This is a genomic window from Mycobacterium branderi (genome assembly GCF_010728725.1).
Classification (GTDB): Bacteria; Actinomycetota; Actinomycetes; order Mycobacteriales; family Mycobacteriaceae; genus Mycobacterium; species Mycobacterium branderi.
This window is the reverse complement of sequence record NZ_AP022606.1, coordinates 4,186,011-4,210,065: the sequence shown is the minus strand read 5'-3', so window position 1 is coordinate 4,210,065 and position 24,055 is coordinate 4,186,011. Positions and strand designations below refer to the sequence as shown.

General features: G+C 65.7%; 19 protein-coding genes and 3 rRNA genes. 21 read left to right on the top strand and 1 reads right to left on the bottom strand.

The features are described 5' to 3' along the window. Positions 1–9: 9 nt before the first annotated feature. The 15 genes from tyrS to xerD all read left to right on the top strand — a co-directional run bounded on the left by tyrS (position 10) and on the right by xerD (position 17,991). The gene (gene tyrS / locus G6N47_RS20320; RefSeq protein ID WP_083132811.1) at positions 10–1,281 is read left to right on the top strand and encodes a tyrosine--tRNA ligase; all 1,272 of its coding nucleotides are present in this window, start codon (positions 10–12) and stop codon (positions 1,279–1,281) included. A 350-nt stretch (positions 1,282–1,631) separates the two neighbouring features. After that, a 16S ribosomal RNA gene (locus G6N47_RS20315) occupies positions 1,632–3,167 on the top strand. Positions 3,168–3,420: 253 nt separating this feature from the next. Further along, positions 3,421–6,541 (top strand): 23S ribosomal RNA (locus tag G6N47_RS20310). A 73-nt stretch (positions 6,542–6,614) separates the two neighbouring features. Beyond that, positions 6,615–6,729, top strand: a 5S ribosomal RNA gene (gene rrf, locus G6N47_RS20305). The 16S, 23S and 5S rRNA genes sit together here, the layout of an rRNA operon. 270 nt (positions 6,730–6,999) lie before the next feature. Further along, positions 7,000–7,635 (top strand): hypothetical protein, encoded by a 636-nt coding sequence (locus G6N47_RS20300; RefSeq protein WP_083134198.1) that lies wholly within the window; start codon positions 7,000–7,002, stop codon positions 7,633–7,635. Between the two features lies 1 nt (position 7,636). After that, entirely contained in the window at positions 7,637–8,641 is a 1,005-nt protein-coding gene (locus G6N47_RS20295; protein ID WP_083134197.1) for an HAD-IIA family hydrolase, read from the top strand. 22 nt (positions 8,642–8,663) lie between these two features. Further along, a complete protein-coding gene (locus G6N47_RS29220; protein ID WP_169717279.1) occupies positions 8,664–8,840 on the top strand; it encodes a hypothetical protein in 177 nt (58 codons plus the stop codon). A 7-nt stretch (positions 8,841–8,847) separates the two neighbouring features. After that, positions 8,848–9,651: a TlyA family RNA methyltransferase gene (locus G6N47_RS20290; RefSeq protein WP_083134137.1), complete on the top strand. Its 804-nt coding sequence runs from the start codon at positions 8,848–8,850 to the stop codon at positions 9,649–9,651. Then, positions 9,648–10,571 (top strand): NAD kinase, encoded by a 924-nt coding sequence (locus tag G6N47_RS20285; protein ID WP_083134138.1) that lies wholly within the window; start codon positions 9,648–9,650, stop codon positions 10,569–10,571. Before G6N47_RS20290 ends, G6N47_RS20285 begins: the two co-directional genes overlap by 4 nt. Positions 10,572–10,573: 2 nt before the next feature. Beyond that, complete coding sequence (recN, locus tag G6N47_RS20280) at positions 10,574–12,346, top strand: DNA repair protein RecN (protein WP_083134139.1); 1,773 nt, start codon at positions 10,574–10,576, stop codon at positions 12,344–12,346. Positions 12,347–12,448: 102 nt separating this feature from the next. Continuing rightward, a complete protein-coding gene (gene steA, locus G6N47_RS20275) occupies positions 12,449–13,630 on the top strand; it encodes a putative cytokinetic ring protein SteA (RefSeq protein ID WP_083134140.1) in 1,182 nt (393 codons plus the stop codon). A gap of 4 nt (positions 13,631–13,634) precedes the next feature. Then, the gene (locus G6N47_RS20270; protein WP_083134141.1) at positions 13,635–14,576 is read left to right on the top strand and encodes a copper transporter; all 942 of its coding nucleotides are present in this window, start codon (positions 13,635–13,637) and stop codon (positions 14,574–14,576) included. A gap of 103 nt (positions 14,577–14,679) precedes the next feature. Continuing rightward, positions 14,680–16,431: a CTP synthase gene (locus tag G6N47_RS20265; RefSeq protein ID WP_083134142.1), complete on the top strand. Its 1,752-nt coding sequence runs from the start codon at positions 14,680–14,682 to the stop codon at positions 16,429–16,431. After that, positions 16,424–17,047: an NUDIX domain-containing protein gene (locus G6N47_RS20260; protein WP_083134143.1), complete on the top strand. Its 624-nt coding sequence runs from the start codon at positions 16,424–16,426 to the stop codon at positions 17,045–17,047. Before G6N47_RS20265 ends, G6N47_RS20260 begins: the two co-directional genes overlap by 8 nt. After that, complete coding sequence (xerD, locus tag G6N47_RS20255; RefSeq protein WP_083134144.1) at positions 17,044–17,991, top strand: site-specific tyrosine recombinase XerD; 948 nt, start codon at positions 17,044–17,046, stop codon at positions 17,989–17,991. Before G6N47_RS20260 ends, xerD begins: the two co-directional genes overlap by 4 nt. On the opposite strand, the gene G6N47_RS20250 is transcribed toward xerD, so the two are convergent. Next, positions 17,992–18,747 carry an O-methyltransferase gene (locus G6N47_RS20250; RefSeq protein WP_083134145.1) on the bottom strand — a complete coding sequence of 252 codons (756 nt, stop codon included), beginning with the start codon at positions 18,745–18,747 and terminating at the stop codon, positions 17,992–17,994. Between the two features lie 121 nt (positions 18,748–18,868). On the opposite strand from G6N47_RS20250, the gene G6N47_RS20245 reads away from it, so the two are divergent. From G6N47_RS20245 to der, 6 genes are read left to right on the top strand one after another with little or no spacing between them, the layout of a single operon-like run. Then, complete coding sequence (locus G6N47_RS20245; RefSeq protein ID WP_083134146.1) at positions 18,869–19,732, top strand: ParA family protein; 864 nt, start codon at positions 18,869–18,871, stop codon at positions 19,730–19,732. Then, positions 19,729–20,532, top strand: coding sequence for a segregation/condensation protein A (locus tag G6N47_RS20240; protein ID WP_083134147.1), 804 nt, complete (start codon positions 19,729–19,731; stop codon positions 20,530–20,532). Before G6N47_RS20245 ends, G6N47_RS20240 begins: the two co-directional genes overlap by 4 nt. Further along, positions 20,529–21,254, top strand: a complete 726-nt coding sequence (scpB, locus tag G6N47_RS20235) for an SMC-Scp complex subunit ScpB (protein WP_083134148.1) — start codon at positions 20,529–20,531, stop codon at positions 21,252–21,254. Before G6N47_RS20240 ends, scpB begins: the two co-directional genes overlap by 4 nt. After that, a complete protein-coding gene (locus tag G6N47_RS20230) occupies positions 21,251–21,994 on the top strand; it encodes a pseudouridine synthase (protein WP_083134149.1) in 744 nt (247 codons plus the stop codon). The genes scpB and G6N47_RS20230 overlap by 4 nt, the downstream gene beginning before the upstream one ends. Next, a complete protein-coding gene (gene cmk / locus G6N47_RS20225; protein ID WP_083134150.1) occupies positions 21,991–22,671 on the top strand; it encodes a (d)CMP kinase in 681 nt (226 codons plus the stop codon). Before G6N47_RS20230 ends, cmk begins: the two co-directional genes overlap by 4 nt. Beyond that, complete coding sequence (gene der / locus G6N47_RS20220) at positions 22,668–24,047, top strand: ribosome biogenesis GTPase Der (protein WP_083134151.1); 1,380 nt, start codon at positions 22,668–22,670, stop codon at positions 24,045–24,047. The genes cmk and der overlap by 4 nt, the downstream gene beginning before the upstream one ends. Positions 24,048–24,055: the final 8 nt, after the last annotated feature.

The following is a 24,055-nucleotide window of genomic DNA, read 5'->3' as shown; positions in this document are numbered from 1 at the left end:
GATCTATCCATGGGCACGATCCTCGACGAGCTGAGCTGGCGCGGGCTGATTGCGCAGTCCACCGACCCCGACGCGCTGGCCGCCGCCGTCGCCCAAGGACCTATCACCCTCTACGCGGGGTTTGACCCCACCGCACCGAGCCTGCACGCCGGACACCTGGTGCCGCTCTTGGCGCTGCGCCGCTTCCAGCGCGCGGGGCACCGGCCGATCGTGCTCGCCGGCGGCGCCACCGGCCTGATCGGCGATCCGCGAGACAGCGGCGAGCGCGTGCTCAACGCCGCGGAGACGGTCTTGGACTGGACGGACCGGATCCGCGGCCAGCTGGAACGGTTCGTCGACTTCGACGATTCACCGACCGGCGCGATCGTCGAAAACAACCTCGAGTGGACCAGCGGCATGTCGGCGATCGAGCTTCTGCGCGACATCGGAAAACACTTCTCGGTCAACGTGATGCTCGACCGCGACACCATCCGGCGCCGCCTCGAGGGCGAGGGCATCTCCTACACCGAATTCAGCTACATGCTCTTGCAGGCCAACGACTACGTGGAGCTATACCGGCGCCATAACTGCGTGCTGCAGATCGGGGGGTCGGACCAGTGGGGCAACATCGTCGCCGGGGTCCGCTTGGTGCGCCAAAAGCTCGGTGCGAGCGTGCATGCGCTGACGGTCCCGCTGGTGACCTCCGCCGACGGCACGAAGTTCGGGAAGTCCACTGGCGGCGGCAACGTGTGGCTGGATCCGGAGCTGACGACGCCGTACGCCTGGTACCAGTACTTCGTCAACACCGCCGACTCCGACGTCATCCGGTACCTGCGCTGGTTCACTTTCCTGTCCGCCGACGAGCTGGCCGAGCTGGAGCAGGCGACCGTCGACCGGCCGCAGGAGCGGGCCGCGCAACGGCGGCTGGCCCGCGAGCTCACCACGCTCGTGCACGGCGAGACGGCCACCGAGGCCGTCGAACATGCCAGCCGGGCGTTGTTCGGCCGCGGCGAGCTAGCGCGCCTGGACGAGGCCACGCTGACCGCCGCGTTGCGGGAAACCCCGGTCGCGGAGCTGAAGCCCGGCGCGCCGGATGGGATTGTCGACCTGCTGGTGGCCAGCGGCCTGTGCGCGAGCAAGGGCGCCGCACGGCGCACGATCGCCGAGGGCGGGGTGGCGGTCAACAACACCAAGATCGGCGACGAGGACTGGGCGCCACAGCCAACCGACTTCCTGCACGGGCGGTGGCTGGTGCTGCGCCGGGGCAAGCGGAACATCGCCGGCGTCGAGCGCGTTGACTGACCATCGCGAGCCGAAACTCGGGATCTAGCAGCCCATTTGACTCTCAGTTTCCCCTCGCGTAACTTGTTGTCGTCGCGCTGCGGCGGGTCCGCGACGCGACGGCATCCCTGAGGAATACCTCGGCATTCGAGGAATACCTCGGCATTCGAGGATGTTCCACCTGTCCGCTCTGTCAGTTCGCGGCAATCGCCGCGGGCTGGTTGCGCGGCCGCTGGGATGCGGGTGTTGTTTGAGAACTCAATAGTGTGTTTGGTGGTTTTGTTTGTTGTTGTTTTTTGCCATGCCTTGACTGCCCCGTGGTTGGGGTGTGGTTTTTGTTTGTTTGTCAGGTTGTTTCTCTGAATGGTTTTTGTTTGGAGAGTTTGATCCTGGCTCAGGACGAACGCTGGCGGCGTGCTTAACACATGCAAGTCGAACGGAAAGGTTCTTTCGGGAACACTCGAGTGGCGAACGGGTGAGTAACACGTGGGTGATCTGCCCTGCACTTCGGGATAAGCTTGGGAAACTGGGTCTAATACCGGATAGGACCACATGCTGCATGGTGTGTGGTGGAAAGCTTTTTTGCGGTGTGGGATGGGCCCGCGGCCTATCAGCTTGTTGGTGGGGTGATGGCCTACCAAGGCGACGACGGGTAGCCGGCCTGAGAGGGTGTCCGGCCACACTGGGACTGAGATACGGCCCAGACTCCTACGGGAGGCAGCAGTGGGGAATATTGCACAATGGGCGCAAGCCTGATGCAGCGACGCCGCGTGGGGGATGACGGCCTTCGGGTTGTAAACCTCTTTCACCATCGACGAAGCTTCAGCGTGTTGTTGGGGTGACGGTAGGTGGAGAAGAAGCACCGGCCAACTACGTGCCAGCAGCCGCGGTAATACGTAGGGTGCGAGCGTTGTCCGGAATTACTGGGCGTAAAGAGCTCGTAGGTGGTTTGTCGCGTTGTTCGTGAAATTCCCTGGCTTAACTGGGGGCGTGCGGGCGATACGGGCAGACTGGAGTACTGCAGGGGAGACTGGAATTCCTGGTGTAGCGGTGGAATGCGCAGATATCAGGAGGAACACCGGTGGCGAAGGCGGGTCTCTGGGCAGTAACTGACGCTGAGGAGCGAAAGCGTGGGGAGCGAACAGGATTAGATACCCTGGTAGTCCACGCCGTAAACGGTGGGTACTAGGTGTGGGTTTCCTTCCTTGGGATCCGTGCCGTAGCTAACGCATTAAGTACCCCGCCTGGGGAGTACGGCCGCAAGGCTAAAACTCAAAGGAATTGACGGGGGCCCGCACAAGCGGCGGAGCATGTGGATTAATTCGATGCAACGCGAAGAACCTTACCTGGGTTTGACATGCACAGGACGGCATCAGAGATGGTGCTTCCCTTGTGGTCTGTGTGCAGGTGGTGCATGGCTGTCGTCAGCTCGTGTCGTGAGATGTTGGGTTAAGTCCCGCAACGAGCGCAACCCTTGTCTCATGTTGCCAGCGCGTGATGGCGGGGACTCGTGAGAGACTGCCGGGGTCAACTCGGAGGAAGGTGGGGATGACGTCAAGTCATCATGCCCCTTATGTCCAGGGCTTCACACATGCTACAATGGCCGGTACAAAGGGCTGCGATGCCGTGAGGTTTAGCGAATCCTTGTAAAGCCGGTCTCAGTTCGGATCGGGGTCTGCAACTCGACCCCGTGAAGTCGGAGTCGCTAGTAATCGCAGATCAGCAATGCTGCGGTGAATACGTTCCCGGGCCTTGTACACACCGCCCGTCACGTCATGAAAGTCGGTAACACCCGAAGCCCATGGCCTAACCCGCAAGGGAGGGAGTGGTCGAAGGTGGGATCGGCGATTGGGACGAAGTCGTAACAAGGTAGCCGTACCGGAAGGTGCGGCTGGATCACCTCCTTTCTAAGGAGCACCACGAAATGGGGTGCGCACTGGGCGCATTCCGAGCCGTGAGGAGTTCTCGCCTGTAGTGGGTGGGGGCTGGGTGCACAACAACGTTGAAAACAAGATCGCCGGCACACTGTTGGGTCCTGAGGCAACACCTGTGTGTTGTCGCCTCGCTTGGTGGTGGGGTGTGGTGTTTGAGTTGTGGATAGTGGTTGCGAGCATCTGAAAGCAAAAGCTGTTGTTTGACGGTTTTTGTCGAGTGTTTTGTGTGTAAGTGTGTTAGGGCGCATGGTGGATGCCTTGGCATCAGGGGCCGATGAAGGACGTGGGAGGCTGCGATATGCCTCGGGGAGTTGTCAACCGAGCGTGGATCCGAGGATGTCCGAATGGGGTAACCCGGCACCAGTGATGTGGTGTCACCACACGTTGAATGTATAGGCGTGTGGGGGGAACGCGGGGAAGTGAAACATCTCAGTACCCGTAGGAGAAGAAAACAAGTGTGATTCCGTTAGTAGTGGCGAGCGAACGCGGAGGATGGCTAAACCGTATGCATGTGATACCCGGCGGGGGTTGTGTGTGCGGTGTTGTGGGGCGTTTTCGTTTCGGGTCCGCCGGCCTGGGCGGGAGTGAGAAATCGTGGTGTTAGTCGAAGTGGCCTGGGATGGTCTGCCGTAGACGGTGAGAGCCCGGTAGGCGAAAACATCATGGCTCCTGTGGAAGCGTTCCCGAGTAGCAGCGGGCCCGTGGAATCTGCTGTGAATCTGCCGGGACCACCCGGTAAGCCTGAATACTTCCTGATGACCGATAGCGGATTAGTACCGTGAGGGAATGGTGAAAAGTACCCCGGGAGGGGAGTGAAAGAGTACCTGAAACCGTGTGCCTACAATCCGTCAAAGCCTCTTTGTGGGGTGATGGCGTGCCTTTTGAAGAATGAGCCTGCGAGTCACTGACATGTCGCGAGGTTAACCCGTTGTGGGGGAGCCGCAGCGAAAGCGAGTCTGAATAGGGCGTATCCCCACGTGTGTGGGGTGTAGTGGTGTGTTGTGGACCCGAAGCGGGGTGATCTACCCATGGCCAGGGTGAAGCGCGGGTAAGACCGCGTGGAGGCCCGAACCCACTTAGGTTGAAGACTGAGGGGATGAGTTGTGGGTAGGGGTGAAAGGCCAATCAAACTCCGTGATAGCTGGTTCTCCCCGAAATGCATTTAGGTGCAGCGTTGCATGGTTCACTGCGGAGGTAGAGCTACTGGATGGCCGATGGGCCCTACTAGGTTACTGACGTCAGCCAAACTCCGAATGCCGTAGTGGGAAGTGTGGCAGTGAGACGGCGGGGGATAAGCTCCGTGCGTCGAAAGGGAAACAGCCCAGATCGCCGGCTAAGGCCCCTAAGCGTGTGCTAAGTGGGAAAGGATGTGCAGTCGCAAAGACAACCAGGAGGTTGGCTTAGAAGCAGCCATCCTTGAAAGAGTGCGTAATAGCTCACTGGTCAAGTGATTGTGCGCCGATAATGTAGCGGGGCTCAAGCACACCGCCGAAGCCGCGGCAACGGCCCTTCGGGGTTGTTGGGTAGGGGAGCGTCCCCTCACCAGCGAAGCCACAGGGTGACCTAGTGGTGGAGGTGTGGGGAGTGAGAATGCAGGCATGAGTAGCGATAAGGCAAGTGAGAACCTTGCCCGCCGGAAGACCAAGGGTTCCTGGGCCAGGCCAGTCCGCCCAGGGTGAGTCGGGACCTAAGGCGAGGCCGACAGGCGTAGTCGATGGACAACGGGTTGATATTCCCGTACCCGTGTGTGCGCGCCCGTACCGAATCAGCGGTACTAACCACCCAAACGGTGCGTGATCGGTGATCTTCGGATCAGTGACGCGTGCCTGCTGCGTGGGATCTTCGCTGGTAGTAGGTAAGCGATGGGGTGACGCAGGAAGGTAGCCGTACCAGCCGATGGTGGTGCTGGGGCAAGCCCGTAGGACGAACGATAGGCAAATCCGTCGTTCATGAGTCCGAGAGGTGATGCATAGCCGATTGGGGTGAATTCGGTGATCCTATGCTGCCGAGAAAAGCCTCTAGCGAGTGCACACACGGCCCGTACCCCAAACCGACACAGGTGGTCAGGTAGAGAATACCGAGGCGTACGAGTCAACTATGGTTAAGGAACTCGGCAAAATGCCCCCGTAACTTCGGGAGAAGGGGGACCCCAACACCGTGAACCCACTTGCTGGGGGAGCGGGATGGGGTGGCACAAACCAGTGAGAAGCGACTGTTTACTAAAAACACAGGTCCGTGCGAAGTCGCAAGACGAGGTATACGGACTGACGCCTGCCCGGTGCTGGAAGGTTAAGAGGACCGGTTAACCGAAGTAATTCGGTGAAGCTGAGAATTTAAGCCCCAGTAAACGGCGGTGGTAACTATAACCATCCTAAGGTAGCGAAATTCCTTGTCGGGTAAGTTCCGACCTGCACGAATGGCGTAACGACTTCTCAACTGTCTCAACCATAGACTCGGCGAAATTGCACTACGAGTAAAGATGCTCGTTACGCGCGGCAGGACGAAAAGACCCCGGGACCTTCACTACAACTTGGTATTGATGTTCGATGCGGTTTGTGTAGGATAGGTGGGAGACTGTGAAACCAGAACGCCAGTTTTGGTGGAGTCGTTGTTGAAATACCACTCTGATCGTATTGGACATCTAACCTCGAACCCTGAACCGGGTTCAGGGACAGTGCCTGGCGGGTAGTTTAACTGGGGCGGTTGCCTCCTAAAATGTAACGGAGGCGCCCAAAGGTTCCCTCAACCTGGACGGCAATCAGGTGGCGAGTGCAAGTGCACAAGGGAGCTTGACTGCAAGACGGACATGTCAAGCAGGGACGAAAGTCGGGACTAGTGATCCGGCACCCCCGAGTGGAAGGGGTGTCGCTCAACGGATAAAAGGTACCCCGGGGATAACAGGCTGATCTTCCCCAAGAGTCCATATCGACGGGATGGTTTGGCACCTCGATGTCGGCTCGTCGCATCCTGGGGCTGGAGCAGGTCCCAAGGGTTGGGCTGTTCGCCCATTAAAGCGGCACGCGAGCTGGGTTTAGAACGTCGTGAGACAGTTCGGTCTCTATCCGCCGCGCGCGTCAGAAGCTTGAGGAAACCTGTCCCTAGTACGAGAGGACCGGGACGGACGAACCTCTGGTGCACCAGTTGTCCCGCCAGGGGCACCGCTGGATAGCCACGTTCGGCCAGGATAACCGCTGAAAGCATCTAAGCGGGAAACCTTCTCCAAGACCAGGCTTCTCACCCTCTAGGAGGGATAAGGCCCCCCGCAGACCACGGGATCAATAGACCAGACCTACACACCCGGCAACGGGCGCAGGGAACTGGCACTAACCGGCCGAAAACTTACCCACACGCAACCACACCACAACCCCCACAACCCCACCCCACCACCAACAACTAAACTAGAATAGAATTCAATAAAGTTACGGCGGTCCATAGCGGCAGGGAAACGCCCGGCCCCATCCCGAACCCGGAAGCTAAGCCTGCCAGCGCCGATGATACTACCCACCCCGGGTGGAAAAGTAGGACACCGCCGAACACCCACAAAAAGGGCACCCACAAGGTGCCCTTTTTCAATTCGCAGAAATTGCGCTTCTTCGGTGCTTAATTATGGCGCCGTTGAATGTACCCGTATCCTTTAGCGCGGGGACGCAACCGGAGGTGAATGGCACGAGTGGACACGCCTAACGGCAGGGAGGAACGGGCGCCGCGGCGTGGGCCCCGTTCGGGTCCGGGTCGCGCGCGCAGAGCCCAGCCGCAACCTCCGCGCAAAGACGACACGCGCGCCACGCCGCCGGTCCCATCCGACATCGAGCCGCGCCAACTCGCGCCCGAAATCCGGCGTGAGCTCAGCACTTTGGACCGCGCCACCGCCGATGCGGTGGCCCGCCATTTAGTCGCCGCGGGCGAGCTGCTCGACGAGGACCCGCACGCCGCGCTGGAGCATGCACGGGCGGCCCGCGCCCGGTCCGGCCGCATCGCCGCGGTCCGGGAAGCCGTCGGGATCGCCGCTTACCACTGCGGCGACTGGGCGCAAGCCCTGGCCGAGCTGCGAGCCGCCCGCCGGATGGGCAGCAAGTCGCCGCTGCTTCCGCTGATCGCCGACTGCGAACGCGGTCTCGGCCGGCCCGAGCGCGCCGTCGAGTTGGCGCGCGGCCCCGAAGCGGCGCAGCTGTCCGGCGATGACGCCGACGAAATGCGCATCGTCGCGGCCGGCGCCCGCGCGGACCTCGGCCAGCTCGAACAGGCGCTGATGGTGCTATCCACCCCGCAGCTCGATCCCGCGCGTACCGGGACGACCGCCGCTCGGCTGTTCTACGCCTACGCCGACACACTGCTGGCCCTCGACCGCGGCGACGAGGCGCTGCAGTGGTTCCTGCGCGCCGCCGCCGCCGATATCGACGGCGTCACCGACGCCGAAGACCGCGTGAGTGAGCTCGGCTGACGTGGGAACGCTTGCGCAGGAATATGATTGCCTGCTTCTGGATCTCGACGGCACGGTGTTTCGCGGTCACCAACTCACCGAGGGCGCGGCGGAGTCGCTGGACAAGGCGCCCGGCCGCAAGCTGTTCATCACCAACAATGCCTCCCGTAGCGCGGACGAGGTGGCGGCCCATCTGCGCGACCTGGGCCTGGACGCCACCGGCGACGCCGTCGTCACCAGCGCGCAGACCGCCGCCCATGTGCTCGCCGGCCAGCTGTCCCCCGACTCGCGGGTGCTGATCGTCGGCACCGAGTCGCTGGCCAACGAGATCGCCGCGGTCGGCTTGCGGCCGGTGCGGCTCTCGCAGGACAAACCCGACGCCGTCGTGCAAGGCCATTCGCCGCAAACCTGTTGGACCGACCTGGCCGAGGCCGCATTGGCCATCAGGGCCGGGGCGCTGTGGGTGGCGGCGAACGTCGATCCCACCCTGCCGTCGGAGCGCGGACTGCTGCCCGGCAACGGGTCTATGGTGGCCGCGCTGAAAACCGCTACCGACGCCGAACCGCAAATAGCCGGCAAACCGTCGCCCGCCTTGATCAAGGATGCGTTGGCGCGCGGCGACTTTCGCGCACCGCTGGTGGTCGGCGACCGGTTGGACACGGATATCGCCGGCGCCAATGCGGCGGGGCTGCCCAGCATCATGGTGCTCACCGGGGTCAACTCCGCGCGTGATGCGGTGCACGCCATACCGGCACAACGGCCCACTCATATCGGACACGATCTGCGCTCCCTGCACCAGGACACCGACATGCTTGAGGTTGCGCCGCAGCGAGCCTGGCATGTCGAGTTCCGCGACGGAACGGTGAGAGTCACCACCCGCGGAGACGACGAGGACAGCGACGGCCTGTCGGTGGTTCGCGCCGTCGCCAGCGCGGTGTGGCAAGCGCCCGCCGGCGATGGTCCCGTCACTGTCGAGCCCGGTGACGACGCGGCCCGCGACGCCCTGCAGCGCTGGTCTCTGGTGTAAATCGGCTAGCGTTAGGAGCGCAATGACTACGGAACCTGATCAGATTCGCGCCCAGATCGACGCTGTGCTCGCCGAACTGCCCGAGCTTGCCGACGGCGAGAACGAGCTTGACGAGGCCAAACTCGAGGACATAGCGCGGCGGCTTTCCGCGGCACACGACACGCTGGTGCGCGCCCTGGAGATGGCGGAGAAGGGCTGAGTGCGCGGTGCCACGGCGTGCCCGTGTTGACGTCGAACTGGTTCGGCGCGGGCTGGCGCGATCTCGCCAGCAGGCCGCCGAACTGATCGGCGCCGGCAAGGTGAGCATCGACGGCATGCCGGCGGTCAAACCCGCCACCGCGGTCGCGGTCACCGCGACCCTGCGCGTCGCCGGCGATGCAGACCACAGCTGGGTGTCGCGTGGCGCCCACAAGCTCATCGGCGCACTCGACATCTTCGGCATCAGCGTCGAAGGCCGTCGCTGTCTGGACGCCGGCGCGTCAACCGGTGGATTCACTCAAGTGCTGCTGGACCGCGGAGCTTGTGAAGTGATCGCCGTCGATGTCGGCTACGGTCAGCTGGCGTGGTCGCTGCGCTCGGATCCACGGGTCGTCGTCGTCGAGCGAACCAATGTCCGGGATTTGTCGCCGTCGAGTATCGGCGGCCCGGTCGAGGTGATAGTGGCTGACCTGTCGTTCATCTCGCTGACCACCGTGTTGCCTGCGCTGGCTGAATGCGCGTCGTCCGACGCCGATATCGTTCCCATGGTGAAGCCGCAGTTCGAGGTGGGCAAAGGCCAGGTGGGCGCCGGCGGTGTGGTGCGCGATCCCGTACTGCGCGCCGACGCCGTGCTCTGTGTGGCGCGAAGCGCCGAAAACCTGGGCTGGCACACCGTCGGCGTCACCGCCAGCCCGCTACCGGGTCCGTCGGGCAACGTCGAATACTTCCTGTGGCTGCGCACCGATCAAGGCTTGTGCGGTGACGCATTGGTGCAGGCCGTCCGCAGTGCTGTGAACGAAGGTCCGCAATGACCAAGGAACGCACGGTCCTGCTGGTGGTGCACACCGGCCGCGAGGAGGCCACCGAGACTGCACGTCGCGTCGAGAAAGTGCTGGGCGACAACGGTATTGGGCTGCGCATGCTGTCGGCCGAAGCGGTCGACCGGGGATCGCTGCACCTGGCGCCCGACGACATGCGGGCGTTGGGCGTCGACATCGATGTGGTCGACGCCGATCCGCACGCCGCCGACGGCTGCGAACTGGTGATCGTGCTCGGCGGCGACGGCACCTTCTTGCGGGCAGCCGAGCTGGCACGCAACGCGAGCATTCCGGTGTTGGGCGTAAACCTGGGCCGCATCGGCTTTTTGGCCGAAGCGGAGGCGGAGCACATCGACACCGCACTCGAGCATGTCATCGCCCGCACGTACCGGGTGGAGGAGCGGCTGACGCTGGACGTCGCGGTGCGCGTCGAAGGCCGGGTCATCGATCGCGGATGGGCGCTCAACGACGCCAGCCTGGAGAAGGGCCCACGTCTCGGGGTGCTCGGGGTGGTCGTCGAGGTCGACGGTCGGCCGGTGTCAACGTTCGGGTGTGACGGGGTGCTGGTGTCGACGCCGACGGGATCCACCGCCTACGCATTCTCCGCCGGCGGGCCGGTGCTGTGGCCGGACCTGGAGGCAATCCTGGTGGTGCCCAACAACGCTCACGCGCTGTTCGCCAGGCCGATGGTCACCAGCCCGGAGGCTACCGTCGCCATCGAAGTCGAGGCGGGCGGGCACGACGCGCTGGTGTTCTGCGACGGCCGCCGCGAAATGTTGGTGCCCGCGGGCGGACGGCTCGAGGTGACGAGATGTGAGACGGCGGTGAAATGGGCGCGGTTGGACAGTGCGCCGTTCACCGACCGTTTGGTGCGAAAGTTCCGGCTGCCGGTCACCGGCTGGCGCGGGCAATAACCGTGCTGACCGAAATACGGATCGAGTCGCTCGGCGCCATCAGCGTCGCGACGGCCGAGTTCGACCGCGGCCTGACGGTGCTGACCGGCGAAACGGGCACCGGAAAGACCATGGTGGTCACCGGGCTGCACTTGCTGGGCGGCGCACGCGCCGACGCGACCCGGGTGCGTTCCGGGGCCGGCCGGGCCGTCGTCGAAGGTCGTTTCAGCACAGTCGATCTCGACGAGGCCGCGGCGTCACGCATCGACGAGATTCTCGACGCAGCCGGGGCGGAGCGCGACGAGGACGGCAGCGTGATCGCGCTGCGTTCGGTCAGCCGCGACGGGCCGTCACGCGCCTACCTCGGCGGCCGCAGCGTGCCGGCCAAGTCGCTGAGCGGTTTCACGGCGGAATTGCTTACCCTGCATGGGCAAAACGATCAGCTGCGCCTGATGCGGCCCGACGAGCAGCGCGCTGCGCTCGACCGGTTCGCAGACGTCGGTGCGCGGCTGGAGCGATACCGCAAACTGCGCGACGCGTGGCTGTCGGCGCGGCGCGACCTCATCGACCGCACCGACCGGGCGCGCGAATTGGCGCAGGAGGCCGATCGGCTGAAATTCGCTCTGCACGAGATCGACACGGTGGACCCGGCGCCCGGTGAGGACGACGCGCTGATCGACGACATTCGCCGGCTCTCCGAACTGGATGCGTTGCGTGAGGCGGCCGCCGGCGCCCGTGCGGCGTTGTCGGGAGCGGCCGAGGACACCGCGGAATCCGGGCCCGCCTCGGCGTCCGACTGCCTGGCCCGGGCCAAGGCGGCCTTGGAGTCGACCGACGACACGACGCTGCACGAGCTGGCCGCTCAACTCGAGGAGGCGCTGACGGTGGTCTCCGATGCGGCTCGCGAGCTGGGCGCATACCTGGATGCGCTGCCCGCCGATGCCAGCGCATTGGACACCAAGCTCGCCCGACAGGCCGAGTTGCGCACGCTGACCCGCAAATACGCCGCCGATATCGACGGGGTGCTGGCGTGGGCCCGCGAATCGCGAGAGCGGCTGGCCCACTTGGACGTTTCCGAAGAGGCGTTGACCGGACTGCAGCGCCGCGTCGATGAATTGGCGGTCCAATTAGCCGACGCCGCAGCCGATCTCAGCAAGGCTCGCGGCCAAGCGGCCAAGCGACTGGCCAAAGCGGTCACCGCCGAACTGTCGGGCCTGGCGATGGGCGACGCCGAGTTCACGATCACCGTGACAACCCTGTCCGCCGGTGACGACGACCCCGCGGCGCTGACGCTCTCCTCGGGAGCGCGCGTGCATGCCGGCGGGGACGGCACCGACCAGGTCGAGTTCGGCTTCGCCGCACACCGCGGCATGACGGTGCTGCCGTTGTCCAAAAGCGCGTCCGGCGGCGAGCTGTCCCGGGTGATGCTGGCCTTGGAGGTTGTGCTGGCGACATCGCGAAAACAGACCGCGGGCACCACGATGGTGTTCGACGAGGTCGACGCCGGCGTCGGTGGCCGGGCGGCGGTGCAGATCGGTCGCCGGCTGGCGCGGTTGGCCCGCAGCCAGCAGGTGATCGTCGTGACGCATTTGCCGCAGGTGGCCGCCTACGCCGACGTGCACCTGATGGTGGACAGCACCGGGCGGGACGGCGCCAGCGGCGTACGGCGCCTCGACGGCGACGAGCGGGTGGCCGAACTGGCCAGGATGCTGGCCGGGCTCGGTGAGTCCGACAGCGGGCGCGCCCACGCCCGCGAACTGCTCGACGCCGCGCAATGTGACCGGATCGCAACCTGAACAGTTCTCATGCTGTGACAGCTGTGACAAGATACAACTTCTGAGGCTCCTGTTACGGCGCGCCTCCACGCTTGGTCACGCCTTCACCGACAGAATCGCCGCATGAAGATGTCAGCGCTTTTGTCCCGTAACACCGAGCGGCCGGGTGTCGTCGGCACCGCCCGAGTCGACCGCGACATCGACCGGCTGCTGCGACGCGTATGCCCCGGCGACATCGTGGTGCTCGACGTGTTGGATCTGGACCGGATCACCGCCGACGCGCTCGTCGACGCCGAGATCGCGGCCGTCGTCAACGCGTCCCCCTCGGTGTCGGGGCGCTACCCCAATCAGGGTCCAGAGGTGTTGGTGGCAAACGGTGTCACGCTGATCGACGAGACGGGACCCGAGGTCTTCAAGAAGGTCAAGGACGGCGCGAAGATCCGGCTGTACAACGGCGGGGTTTACTCCGGCGATCGGCGGCTGGTCCGGGGCACGGAGCGCACCGACCACGAGATCGCCGACCTGATGCAGGAGGCCAAGAGCGGGTTGGTGGCACACCTGGAAGCTTTCGCGGGCAACACGATTGAGTTCATCCGTAGTGAAAGCCCGCTGCTGATCGACGGAATCGGCATCCCCGACGTCGACGTCGACCTGCGCCGCCGGCACGTCGTGTTAGTCGGCGACGAGCCGCACGCCGAGGAGGACCTCAAGCGCCTCAAGCCGTTCATCAAGGAATACCAACCCGTGCTGATCGGCGTCGGCACCGGCGCCGACGTGGTGCGCAAGGCGGGTTATCGCCCACAGATCATCGTCGGCGACCCGAGCCAAATGAGCGTCGACGTTCTCAAATGTGGCGCGCAGGTGGTGTTGCCGGCCGACGCCGACGGCCACGCGCCCGGCCTGGAGCGCATCCAGGACCTCGGTGTCGGCGCAATGACGTTCCCGGCTGCCGGTTCCCCCATGGACCTGGCGCTGCTCTTGGCCGACCATCACGGTGCTGCGTTGCTGGTGACCGCGGGGCATACCGCCAATATCGAGACTTTCTTCGACCGGACCCGCCAGCAGAGCAACCCGTCGACGTTTTTGACCCGGCTGCGGGTAGGAGAAAAGCTGGTGGACGCCAAGGCCGTTGCCACCTTGTACCGCAACCGGATTTCGGCCGGTGCCATCGCATTCCTGGTGCTGGCGATGCTGATCGCGGTCAGCATCATGCTGTGGGTCTCACGTACTGATGCCCTCGTGATGCACTGGGTGGTCGAGTATTGGAACCGATTCTCGCTCTGGGTCCAGGGCTGGGTCCGCTAGAACAGTGATTTCCCTACGGCAGCATGCGATTTCGCTGGCCGCGGTGTTCCTTGCGCTGGCGGTCGGAGTCGTCCTGGGCTCGGGCGTGCTGTCGGACACGCTGCTGTCGGGACTGCGCGAGGAGAAGCGGGATCTGCACTCCCAGATTGACTCGCTGAACGACCAGAAGAACGTCTTGAATGAAAAGCTCACCGCGGCAAACGCTTTCGACGCACAGATGGCGGGACGGATTGTTCACGACGCGCTGAGCGGCAAATCCGTCGTCGTCTTCCGCACCCCCGACGCACACGACGACGACGTCGACGCGCTGTCGAAGGTCATCGGTCAGGCCGGGGGCGCGGTCACCGGCACGGTGTCGCTGACACAGGAGTTCGTCGACGCCAACTCAGCGGAGAAACTGCGGTCGGTGGTGAACTCGTCGATCGTGCCGGCGGGCGCCCAGTTGAGTACCAGGCTGGTGGACCAGGGCTCGCAGGCCGGCGACCTGCTGGGTATCGCCTTGCTGCTCAACCGGGATCCGGCGGTTCCGCCCGTCGACGACACCCAGCGCGACACCGTGCTGGCGGCGCTGCGCGACACCGGATTTATCGCCTACCGCGACCAGCACATCGGGGCATCCAACGCCGCGCTGGTGATCACCGGCGGTGGCCTCGGCGACGACGCCGGCAACCAGGGCGCCACCGTGGCACGGTTCGCCGCGGCGCTGGCCCCGCACGGTTCGGGCGTGGTGCTGGCCGGGCGCGACGGGTCGTCGGTCGGAACGGCCGCGGTGGCGGTGGCCCGCGCCGACGCCGGCGTCGCCTCGGCGATCAGCACCGTCGACGACGTGGACGCCGAACCCGGGCGAATCACCGCCATCCTGGGGCTGGCCGACCTGGTCAACGGCGGACACACCGGCCAGTACGGCATCGGTCACGGCGCCGGGGCCCTCACCGTCGCGCAGTAGTTCTCGGCCGGGCGTGTCAGCGACCGGCCCGCGGGGTCAGTGTTAGGGTGGGGTTCCGTGGGTCGGAAGCCAACCCTGCGCCGTCTTCACGGAGGTTGCTCTTTTGCGTAAGCATCCGCAAACCGCCACCAAGCACCTCTTCGTCAGCGGCGGCGTCGTTTCCTCGCTGGGCAAAGGGCTGACCGCCAGCAGCCTCGGGCAGCTGTTGACCGCGCGCGGGTTGCAGGTGACCATGCAAAAGCTCGACCCGTACCTCAACGTCGACCCGGGCACGATGAACCCCTTCCAGCACGGCGAGGTTTTCGTCACCGAGGACGGCGCCGAGACCGACCTCGACGTCGGCCACTACGAGCGGTTCCTCGACCGCGACCTGTCCGGTTCGGCGAATGTCACTACCGGACAGGTGTATTCGTCGGTGATCGCCAAAGAACGCCGGGGCGAATACCTGGGCGACACCGTCCAAGTGATTCCTCACATCACCGACGAGATCAAGCGGCGGATCCTGGCGATGGCCGAGCCGGACGCCGACGGCAACCGCCCGGACGTCGTGATCACCGAAATCGGCGGCACGGTAGGCGATATCGAGTCTCAGCCATTCCTGGAGGCGGCACGCCAGGTGCGCCATGATCTCGGCCGGGAGAACGTCTTTTTCCTGCACGTGTCTTTGGTGCCCTACCTGGCGCCGTCGGGCGAATTGAAAACCAAACCGACCCAGCACTCGGTGGCGGCGCTGCGCAGCATCGGTATCACACCCGATGCGTTGATCCTTCGCTGTGACCGCGACGTTCCCGAACCGCTGAAGAACAAGATCGCGCTGATGTGTGACGTCGACATCGACGGCGTCATCTCCACTCCCGACGCGCCCTCCATCTACGACATCCCCAAGGTGCTGCACCGCGAGGAGCTCGACGCGTACGTGGTGCGCCGGCTCAACCTGCCGTTCCGCGACGTCGACTGGACCGAATGGGACGACCTGTTGCGCCGGGTGCACGAGCCGCAGGAGACGGTGCGAATCGCCTTGGTGGGCAAGTACATTGACCTTTCCGATGCGTACCTGTCGGTCAGCGAAGCGCTGCGCGCCGGCGGGTTCAAGCATCACGCGCGGGTCGAGATGCGCTGGGTAGCGTCCGATGACTGCGAAACCACGAGCGGTGCGGCGGCCGCATTGGGCGACGTGGACGGCGTACTGATCCCCGGCGGGTTCGGGATCCGCGGCATCGAGGGCAAGATCGGCGCCATCAGTTACGCGCGGTCGCGTGGGCTGCCGGTACTGGGACTGTGTCTTGGCTTGCAGTGCATCGTGATCGAAGCTGCTCGTTCTGTCGGCCTGAGCCAGGCCAATTCTGCGGAGTTCGACCCGGCCACGCCGGATCCCGTCATCTCCACGATGGCCGATCAGCAGGACATTGTCGCGGGCGAGGCGGATCTCGGCGGCACCATGCGGCTCGGCTCCTACCCGGCGGTGCTGGAGCCGGATTCCATTGTCGCGCAGGCATATCAGTCGACACAGGTGAGCGAGCGACACCGGCACCGCTACGAAGTCAACAACGCCTACCGCGAGAAGATCGCCGAAAGCGGGCTGAGGTTTTCCGGCACGTCACCCGACGGTCATCTGGTGGAGTTCGTCGAATATCCCGCCGAGATACACCCGTTCGTCGTCGGAACCCAAGCGCATCCCGAACTGAAGAGCCGGCCCACCCGCCCGCACCCGCTGTTCGTCGCTTTCGTGGGGGCGGCGCTGGACTACAAGGCGGCCGAGCGGCTGCCGGTGGAGATTCCCGAGCACCGGGCCAACGGCAACGAACACCGCGACGGCGTCAGCGCCCCACTAGCCGAACCCGTGACCCGTGGGTGAGCACGTTTTCGAGACCACGTCGTCCGAAACACTGCACACCGGAAAGATTTTCGCGCTTCGCACCGACCATGTCCGGATGCCCGGGGGCAAAACGGTCACCCGCGAGGTCGTCGAGCACTATGGCGCGGTTGCCGTCGTCGCGCTCGATGACGAGGGCAACCTCCCACTGGTGTACCAGTACCGTCACCCGTTCGGCAGGCGGCTGTGGGAGCTGCCGGCCGGCCTGCTCGATGTCGACGGTGAGGCAGCACATCTGACCGCTGCTCGCGAACTGCGCGAAGAGGCGGGCCTTCAGGCTAAGACATGGCAGGTGCTGGTCGATCTGGATTCCACGCCCGGATTCAGCGACGAGTCGGTGCGGGTCTATCTGGCCACCGGGCTCACACAAGTGGACCGGCCCGAGGCGCACGACGAAGAAGCCGACATGACGTTGCACTGGTTTGCCCTCGACGAGGCGGTCCGTCAGGTGTTCAGCGGTGAGATCGTCAATTCCCTTGCAGTTTCCGGGATTTTGGCCGCGCACGCGGTGCGCCGTGGCGTCGCGGAGCCGCGGCCGGTGGACGCGCCGTGGATCGATAGGCCGACGGCCTTCGCCAAACGGCAGGCCGCGCGATGACCACGTTGGCGCCGCCGCTGGAGTCGCAGCTGCAGGGTTACCTCGACCATCTGACGATCGAGCGGGGCGTGGCGGCCAACACGTTGAGCTCGTACCGTCGCGACTTACGCCGCTACTCCGAGCACCTGGGGCAGCGCGGCATCGACGATTTGGCCAAGGTCACCGAGGACGACGTCAGCGATTTCCTGGTGGCGCTGCGGCAGGGAAACCCGGAAGCGGGCGTCGCGCCGCTGTCAGCCGTGTCGGCGGCGCGGACGCTCATCGCGGTGCGCGGCCTGCATCGGTTCGCCGCGGCGGAAGGACTGGCCGAACTGGATGTGGCGCGCGCCGTCAAGCCGCCGACGCCGGGGCGCCGGCTGCCGAAAAGCCTGTCCGTCGAAGAGGTTTCGGCGCTGCTGGACGGCGCGGGCGGCGACGGACCGTCGGACGGGCCGCTGACTCTGCGCAACCGGGCGCTGCTGGAACTGCTGTACTCGACAGGCGCGCGGATTTCCGAAGCGGTCGGACTCGACGTCGACGACGTCGACACCCACGACCGCTCGGTGCTGCTGCGCGGCAAGGGCGGCAAGCAGCGGCTGGTGCCGGTGGGCCGCCCGGCCGTGCAGGCGCTGGACGCCTACCTGGTGCGGGGCCGGCCGGATCTGGCGCGCCGCGGGCGCGGCACGCCCGCCATCTTCCTCAATGCCCGCGGCGGCCGGTTGTCGCGGCAAAGCGCGTGGCAGGTGCTGCAGGACGCCGCCGAGCGTGCCGGCATCACCTCGGGGGTGTCGCCGCACACGCTGCGGCACTCGTTCGCCACCCATCTGCTCGACGGCGGCGCCGACGTGCGTGTGGTGCAGGAGTTGCTGGGCCACGCCTCGGTGACGACGACGCAGATCTACACGCTGGTCACCGTGCACGCACTGCGCGAAGTCTGGGCCGGCGCCCACCCGCGGGCGCGGTAGCTAGCTGCCCAGGTATTCCGACTCCAACACCAGATCCGAGACCAAGCTCTGGTACTCCAGGTGCGCCTTGTGCTCGACGGTGTTCCATAGCGTGCCCTGCTGGCGGCGCATGTACTCGCGGTAGCGCGGCGCGCCGGGCACTTTGACGTTGTCGGCGACCACGATCGAACCGGGATGCAGCCAGCCGCGGTCGAGGATGCTCTGCAGGTCAGTCAGGTAGGCGTCCTTGTCGTGGTCGAGGAACAGAAAGTCCACCGCGCCCGCGGTAAACCCGTGCTCGGCGGCCAGCGCCTCCAGCGTGCGCCCGCCGTCGCCGAGCGTGCCCACCACGCACGTCACCCGGTCGGCGACGCCGGCATGCGCCCAGATCTGCCGGGCGTTGACGGCGTTGGCTTCGGCGAGCTCGACGGAGTACACCTTGGCGGTCGGAGCAGCGCGGGCGATCCGCAGCGCGCCGTAGCCGCAGTAGGTGCCCAGCTCCAGCGCCAGCTTCGGGTCGGCTCGCCGGACGGCGGCGTCGAGCAGCTTGCCCTTCTCGTCGCCGACGTTGATCAGCAGCGACTTCTCGTAGGCAAACCGGTCGATGGTGGCCAGCACGTCGTCGATGTCCCCGGCACGGGCGTTGTCCAGCACGTAGGCGACGGCCGCAGCCTCACGCCCGTCGCCGATCTGGCCGGTCGTGGTGATGTTGCGGGCACCGGTCGCCATCCGCCAGACCGACCACCGCAGTAACGGAATGCGTTGTTTGAGGCCCATGAGACACCACGCTAGTCGTCGCGTGAATTCGCTGGTTACCTTGCCTGCGGGTCTTCCGGCGCAAACCCGCAAAACCGCTACACTTTCCTGCGATGTCCGCCACTACCCGAACGCTCTGGGCATGACTGACGACGCCGACAGCGGCGCCGAGGTCGGCCTGACCGGGCGGCCGCCGCGGACAATTCCGGAACCCAAACCCAAGACCGCGCACGGGCCGGCAAAGGTCGTCGCGATGTGCAACCAGAAGGGCGGCGTCGGCAAGACCACGTCGGCGATCAACCTGGGCGCCGCGCTGGCCGACTACGGCCGCCGCGTGCTGCTGGTGGACATGGATCCGCAGGGTGCGCTGTCGGCGGGTCTGGGCGTGCCGCACTACGAACTGGACCACACCATCCACAACCTGCTGGTCGAACCGCGGGTGTCGGTCGACGATGTGCTGGTCCACACCCGGGTCAAGCACATGGATCTGGTGCCGTCCAACATCGATCTGTCGGCAGCGGAGATCCAGCTGGTCAACGAGGTGGGTCGCGAGCAGACGCTGGCCCGTGCCCTGCACCCCGTGCTGGATCGCTACGACTACGTGTTGATCGACTGCCAGCCGTCGCTGGGCCTGCTCACCGTCAACGGGCTGGCCGGCTCCGACGGCGTCATCATTCCCACCGAATGCGAATACTTCTCGCTGCGGGGCCTGGCGCTTTTGACCGACACCGTCGACAAGGTGCGCGACCGGCTCAACCCCAAGCTCGAGATCAGCGGCATCCTGATCACTCGCTTCGACCCGCGGACCGTCAACTCCCGCGAGGTGATGGCCCGCGTGGTGGAGCGGTTCGGCGACCTGGTGTTCGACACGGTCATCACCCGGACAGTCCGCTTCCCGGAGACCAGCGTCGCCGGCGAACCGATCACCACATGGGCGCCGAAATCGGCCGGTGCACAGGCGTACCGCTCGCTGGCCCGCGAGGTCATCGCCCGGTTCGGCGCGTGAGCGATACCGAAACGGCTGCCACCGGTTTTCAGGTCAGGCTGACCAACTTCGAGGGGCCGTTCGACCTGCTGCTGCAGCTGATCTTCGCGCACCGCCTCGACGTCACCGAGGTGGCACTGCATCGGGTCACTGACGACTTCATCGCCTACACCCGCGCGATCGGCCCCGAGTTGGGCCTGGAGGAGACCACCGCATTCCTGGTGATCGCCGCGACGCTGCTCGATCTCAAAGCGGCGCGCCTGCTGCCGTCCGGCCAGGTCGACGACGAGGAGGACCTGGCGCTACTCGAGGTGCGCGACCTGCTGTTCGCCCGGCTGCTGCAGTACCGGGCGTTCAAGCACGTCGCGCAGATGTTCGCCGAGCTGGAGGCCGCCGCGCTGCGCAGCTATCCGCGGGCGGTGTCGCTGGAGGACCGGTTCGCCGGGCTGCTGCCCGAGGTGATGCTGGGCGTCGACGCCGAGCGGTTCGCGCAGATCGCCGCCGCCGCATTCACCCCGCGGCCGGTGCCGACGGTGGCCACCGAGCATCTGCACGAGCTGATGGTGTCGGTGCCCGAGCAGGCCGGACAGCTGCTGACGCTGCTGGAGTCACGCGGGATCGGGCAGTGGGCGTCGTTTTCGGAGCTGGTGGCCGACTGCCGGGTGCCGATCGAGATCGTCGGCCGGTTCCTGGCGCTGCTCGAACTGTATCGGGCCCGGGCGGTAGCATTCGACCAGTCAGAACCGCTTGGTGTGCTCCAGGTTTCATGGACCGGAGAACGGCCGACCAATGAAGACCTGGAAATTCGAGACGAATCATGACCGATCCTGACCTGGGTATTCGCGCCGACGACGATGCAGAGCGCAGCGATGAGGAGGAGCGGCGCTTATTCGAGATCGCGACCGCACCGGAGTTGCCCGACGACGAGCTCGGCGCGGTGCTCGAGGCGCTGCTGCTGGTCGTCGATACCCCGGTGACCGTCGAGGCGTTGGCCGCGGCCACTGAGCAACCGGTGTACCGGATCGCCGCCAAGCTGCGGCTGATGGCCGACGAGCTCACCGAACGCGACAGCGGGATAGACCTGCGCGAGGCCGGCGGCGGCTGGCGGATGTACACCCGCGCCCGCTACGCCCCCTACGTGGAGCGGTTGCTGCTGGACGGCTCACGTTCGAAGCTGACCCGCGCCGCGCTTGAGACGCTGGCCGTCGTGGCCTACCGCCAGCCCGTCACCCGCGCACGGGTGAGCGCGGTGCGCGGGGTCAACTGCGACGCCGTCATGCGCACGCTGGTGGCCCGCGGCCTGATCACCGAGGCCGGCACCGATGCCGATACCGGCGCGACAACGTTCGCCACCACCGAGCTGTTTTTGGAGCGGCTGGGGTTGTCGTCGCTGGCCGACCTGCCCGACATCGCGCCGCTGCTTCCCGACGTCGACATGATCGACGATCTGAGCGAATCGCTGGACGAGGAACCACGATTCGTCAAACTCTCCGGTACGCCGGAGGCGGATGAGCCGCTGTCGTTCGACGTGGACCAGGAATGACCGACGGTGTGCGCCTGCAAAAAGTGTTGTCGCAGGCCGGAATTGCGTCACGGCGGGTCGCCGAGAGAATGATCACCGACGGTCGCGTCGAGGTCGACGGGCAGCTGGTCACCGAATTGGGCACCCGGGTCGACCCGGATGTGTCGGTGATCCGCGTCGACGGGACGCGGATCGTTCTCGACGATTCGATGGTGTATCTCGCTCTCAACAAGCCGCGCGGTGTGCACTCGACGATGTCAGACGATCGCGGCCGGCCCTGCATCGGCGATCTGGTCGAGCACCGGGTGCGGGGCAAGCAAAAGCAGCAGCTTTTTCACGTCGGGCGGTTGGATGCCGACACCGAGGGACTGATCCTGTTGACCAATGACGGGGAGCTGGCGCACCGGCTGATGCACCCCTCCTATGAGGTGCCCAAGACGTACGTCGCCACGGTCGCCGGGGCGGTGCCTCGCGGGCTGGGCAAGAAGCTGCGCGCCGGAATCGAATTGGACGACGGGCCGGCGTCCGTCGACGATTTCGCCGTGGTCGACACCGTTCCGGGCAAGACCCTGGTGCGGATCACCCTGCACGAAGGGCGCAAACGCATTGTGCGACGGCTATTGGCCGCCGCAGGCTTCCCGGTGCAGGCGTTGGTACGAACCGACATCGGCGCGGTATCGCTGGGACAGCAGCGTCCGGGCAGCGTACGCCCCTTGGGTCGCAACGAGATCGGCGAACTGTATCGGGCGGTCGGCCTGTGAGCATAGTTGTTGCCGTGGACGGGCCGGCTGGGACCGGAAAGTCTTCGGTTTCAAGAGGTTTGGCGCGGGCGCTGAATGCACGGTATTTGGACACGGGCGCAATGTATCGGATCGTGACGCTGGCGGTGCTGCGGGCCGGAGTCGACCCTGCCGACCAGGCAGCGGTCGGGGCCGTCGCGGCTGGGGTGCAGTTGTCGGTGGGCTATGACCCCGACGTGGACCGCTGTTGCCTTGATTCCCAAGATGTTTCAGCCGAGATCCGCGGTGAGGAGGTGACTCGCGCCGTGTCAGCGGTGTCGTCAGTTCCGGCGGTGCGGGCCCGGCTGGTGGATCTGCAGCGTGCGCTGGCCGACGGCGGCGGCAGCATCGTGGTCGAAGGCCGCGACATCGGCACGGTGGTGCTGCCCGACGCCGACCTGAAGATTTTCCTGACCGCATCGGCCGAGACCCGGGCGCGGCGCCGCAATGACCAGAACATCGCCGCGGGCCTGCCCGACGACTATTACGGGGTACTGGCCGACGTGCGCCGCCGCGACCATTTGGATTCGACGCGGGCGGTGTCGCCGTTGCGGGCCGCCGACGATGCGGTCGTCGTGGACACCAGCGAGATGACCGAAGCCGAGGTAGTCGCTTATCTGCTGGAGTTGGTAAAGCAGCGAAGCGAGGCGATCCGGTGAGCGATACCGACGGAACCTGGAGCGACGAAAGCGACTGGGACGTCGAGGCTTCCGGCCCGCCGCCGGTGGTGGCGGTGGTGGGCCGGCCCAATGTCGGCAAGTCGACGCTGGTCAACCGGATCCTGGGCCGCCGCGAGGCGGTGGTGCAGGATGTGCCGGGCGTGACCCGCGACCGGGTGTCCTACGACGCGCTGTGGACCGGACGCCGTTTCGTGGTGCAGGACACCGGCGGCTGGGAGCCCGACGCCAAGGGCTTACAGCAGTTGGTGGCCGAACAGGCAGCGGTGGCGATGCGCACCGCCGACGCGGTGATCCTGGTGGTGGACGCGGTGGTAGGTGCGACCGCCGGCGACGACGCCGCAGCCCGCATCCTGCGCCGTGCCGGCAAGCCAGTGTTCTTGGCCGCCAACAAGGTTGACGGCGAGCGTGGCGAGGCGGACGCCGCCGCGCTGTGGTCGCTGGGGCTGGGACAGCCGTATGCGATCAGCGCGATGCATGGCCGTGGCGTGGCCGACCTGCTCGACGACGTTGTTGCCGCGCTGCCGCAGGTGGCCGAATCGGCGACTACGTCGGGCGGCCCGCGGCGGGTGGCGCTCGTCGGGAAACCCAATGTCGGTAAGAGTTCACTGCTGAACCGGCTGGCGGGCGATGAGCTGGCGGTGGTGCACGAGGTGGCCGGTACGACGGTCGACCCGGTGGACTCGCTGATCGAAATGAACGGCAAGGTATGGCGTTTCGTCGACACCGCCGGTCTGCGCCGCAAGGTGGGGCAGGCCAGCGGACACGAGTTCTACGCGTCGGTGCGCACCCACGGTGCGATCGATGCCGCCGAGGTGGTGATCGTGTTGATCGACGCGTCGGTGCCGCTGACCGAACAGGATCAGCGGGTGCTGTCCATGGTGATCGAGGCTGGGCGGGCGCTGGTGCTGGCGTTCAACAAGTGGGATCTGGTCGACGAGGACCGCCGCTATCTGCTGGAGCGGGAGATCGACCGCGAGTTGGTACAGGTGCGCTGGGCGCAGCGAGTCAACATCTCTGCGAAGACGGGCCGCGCAGTGCAGAAGTTGGTGCCGGCGCTGGAAAGTGCTCTGGCGTCATGGGATACGCGGATCTCGACCGGTCGTTTGAACACCTGGGTCAAGGAGGTGGTGGCTGCCACGCCGCCGCCGGTGCGCGGCGGACGGCAGCCCCGGATTCTGTTCGCCACCCAGGCGACCGCGCGCCCTCCGACGTTCGTGTTGTTCACCACCGGGTTTTTGGAGGCGGGGTACCGCCGGTTCCTGGAGCGACGACTGCGCGAGACGTTCGGTTTCGAGGGCAGCCCGATCCGTATCAACGTCCGCGTGCGCGAGAAGCGGGGCGCTCGGTCACGCTGAGCGGTCCC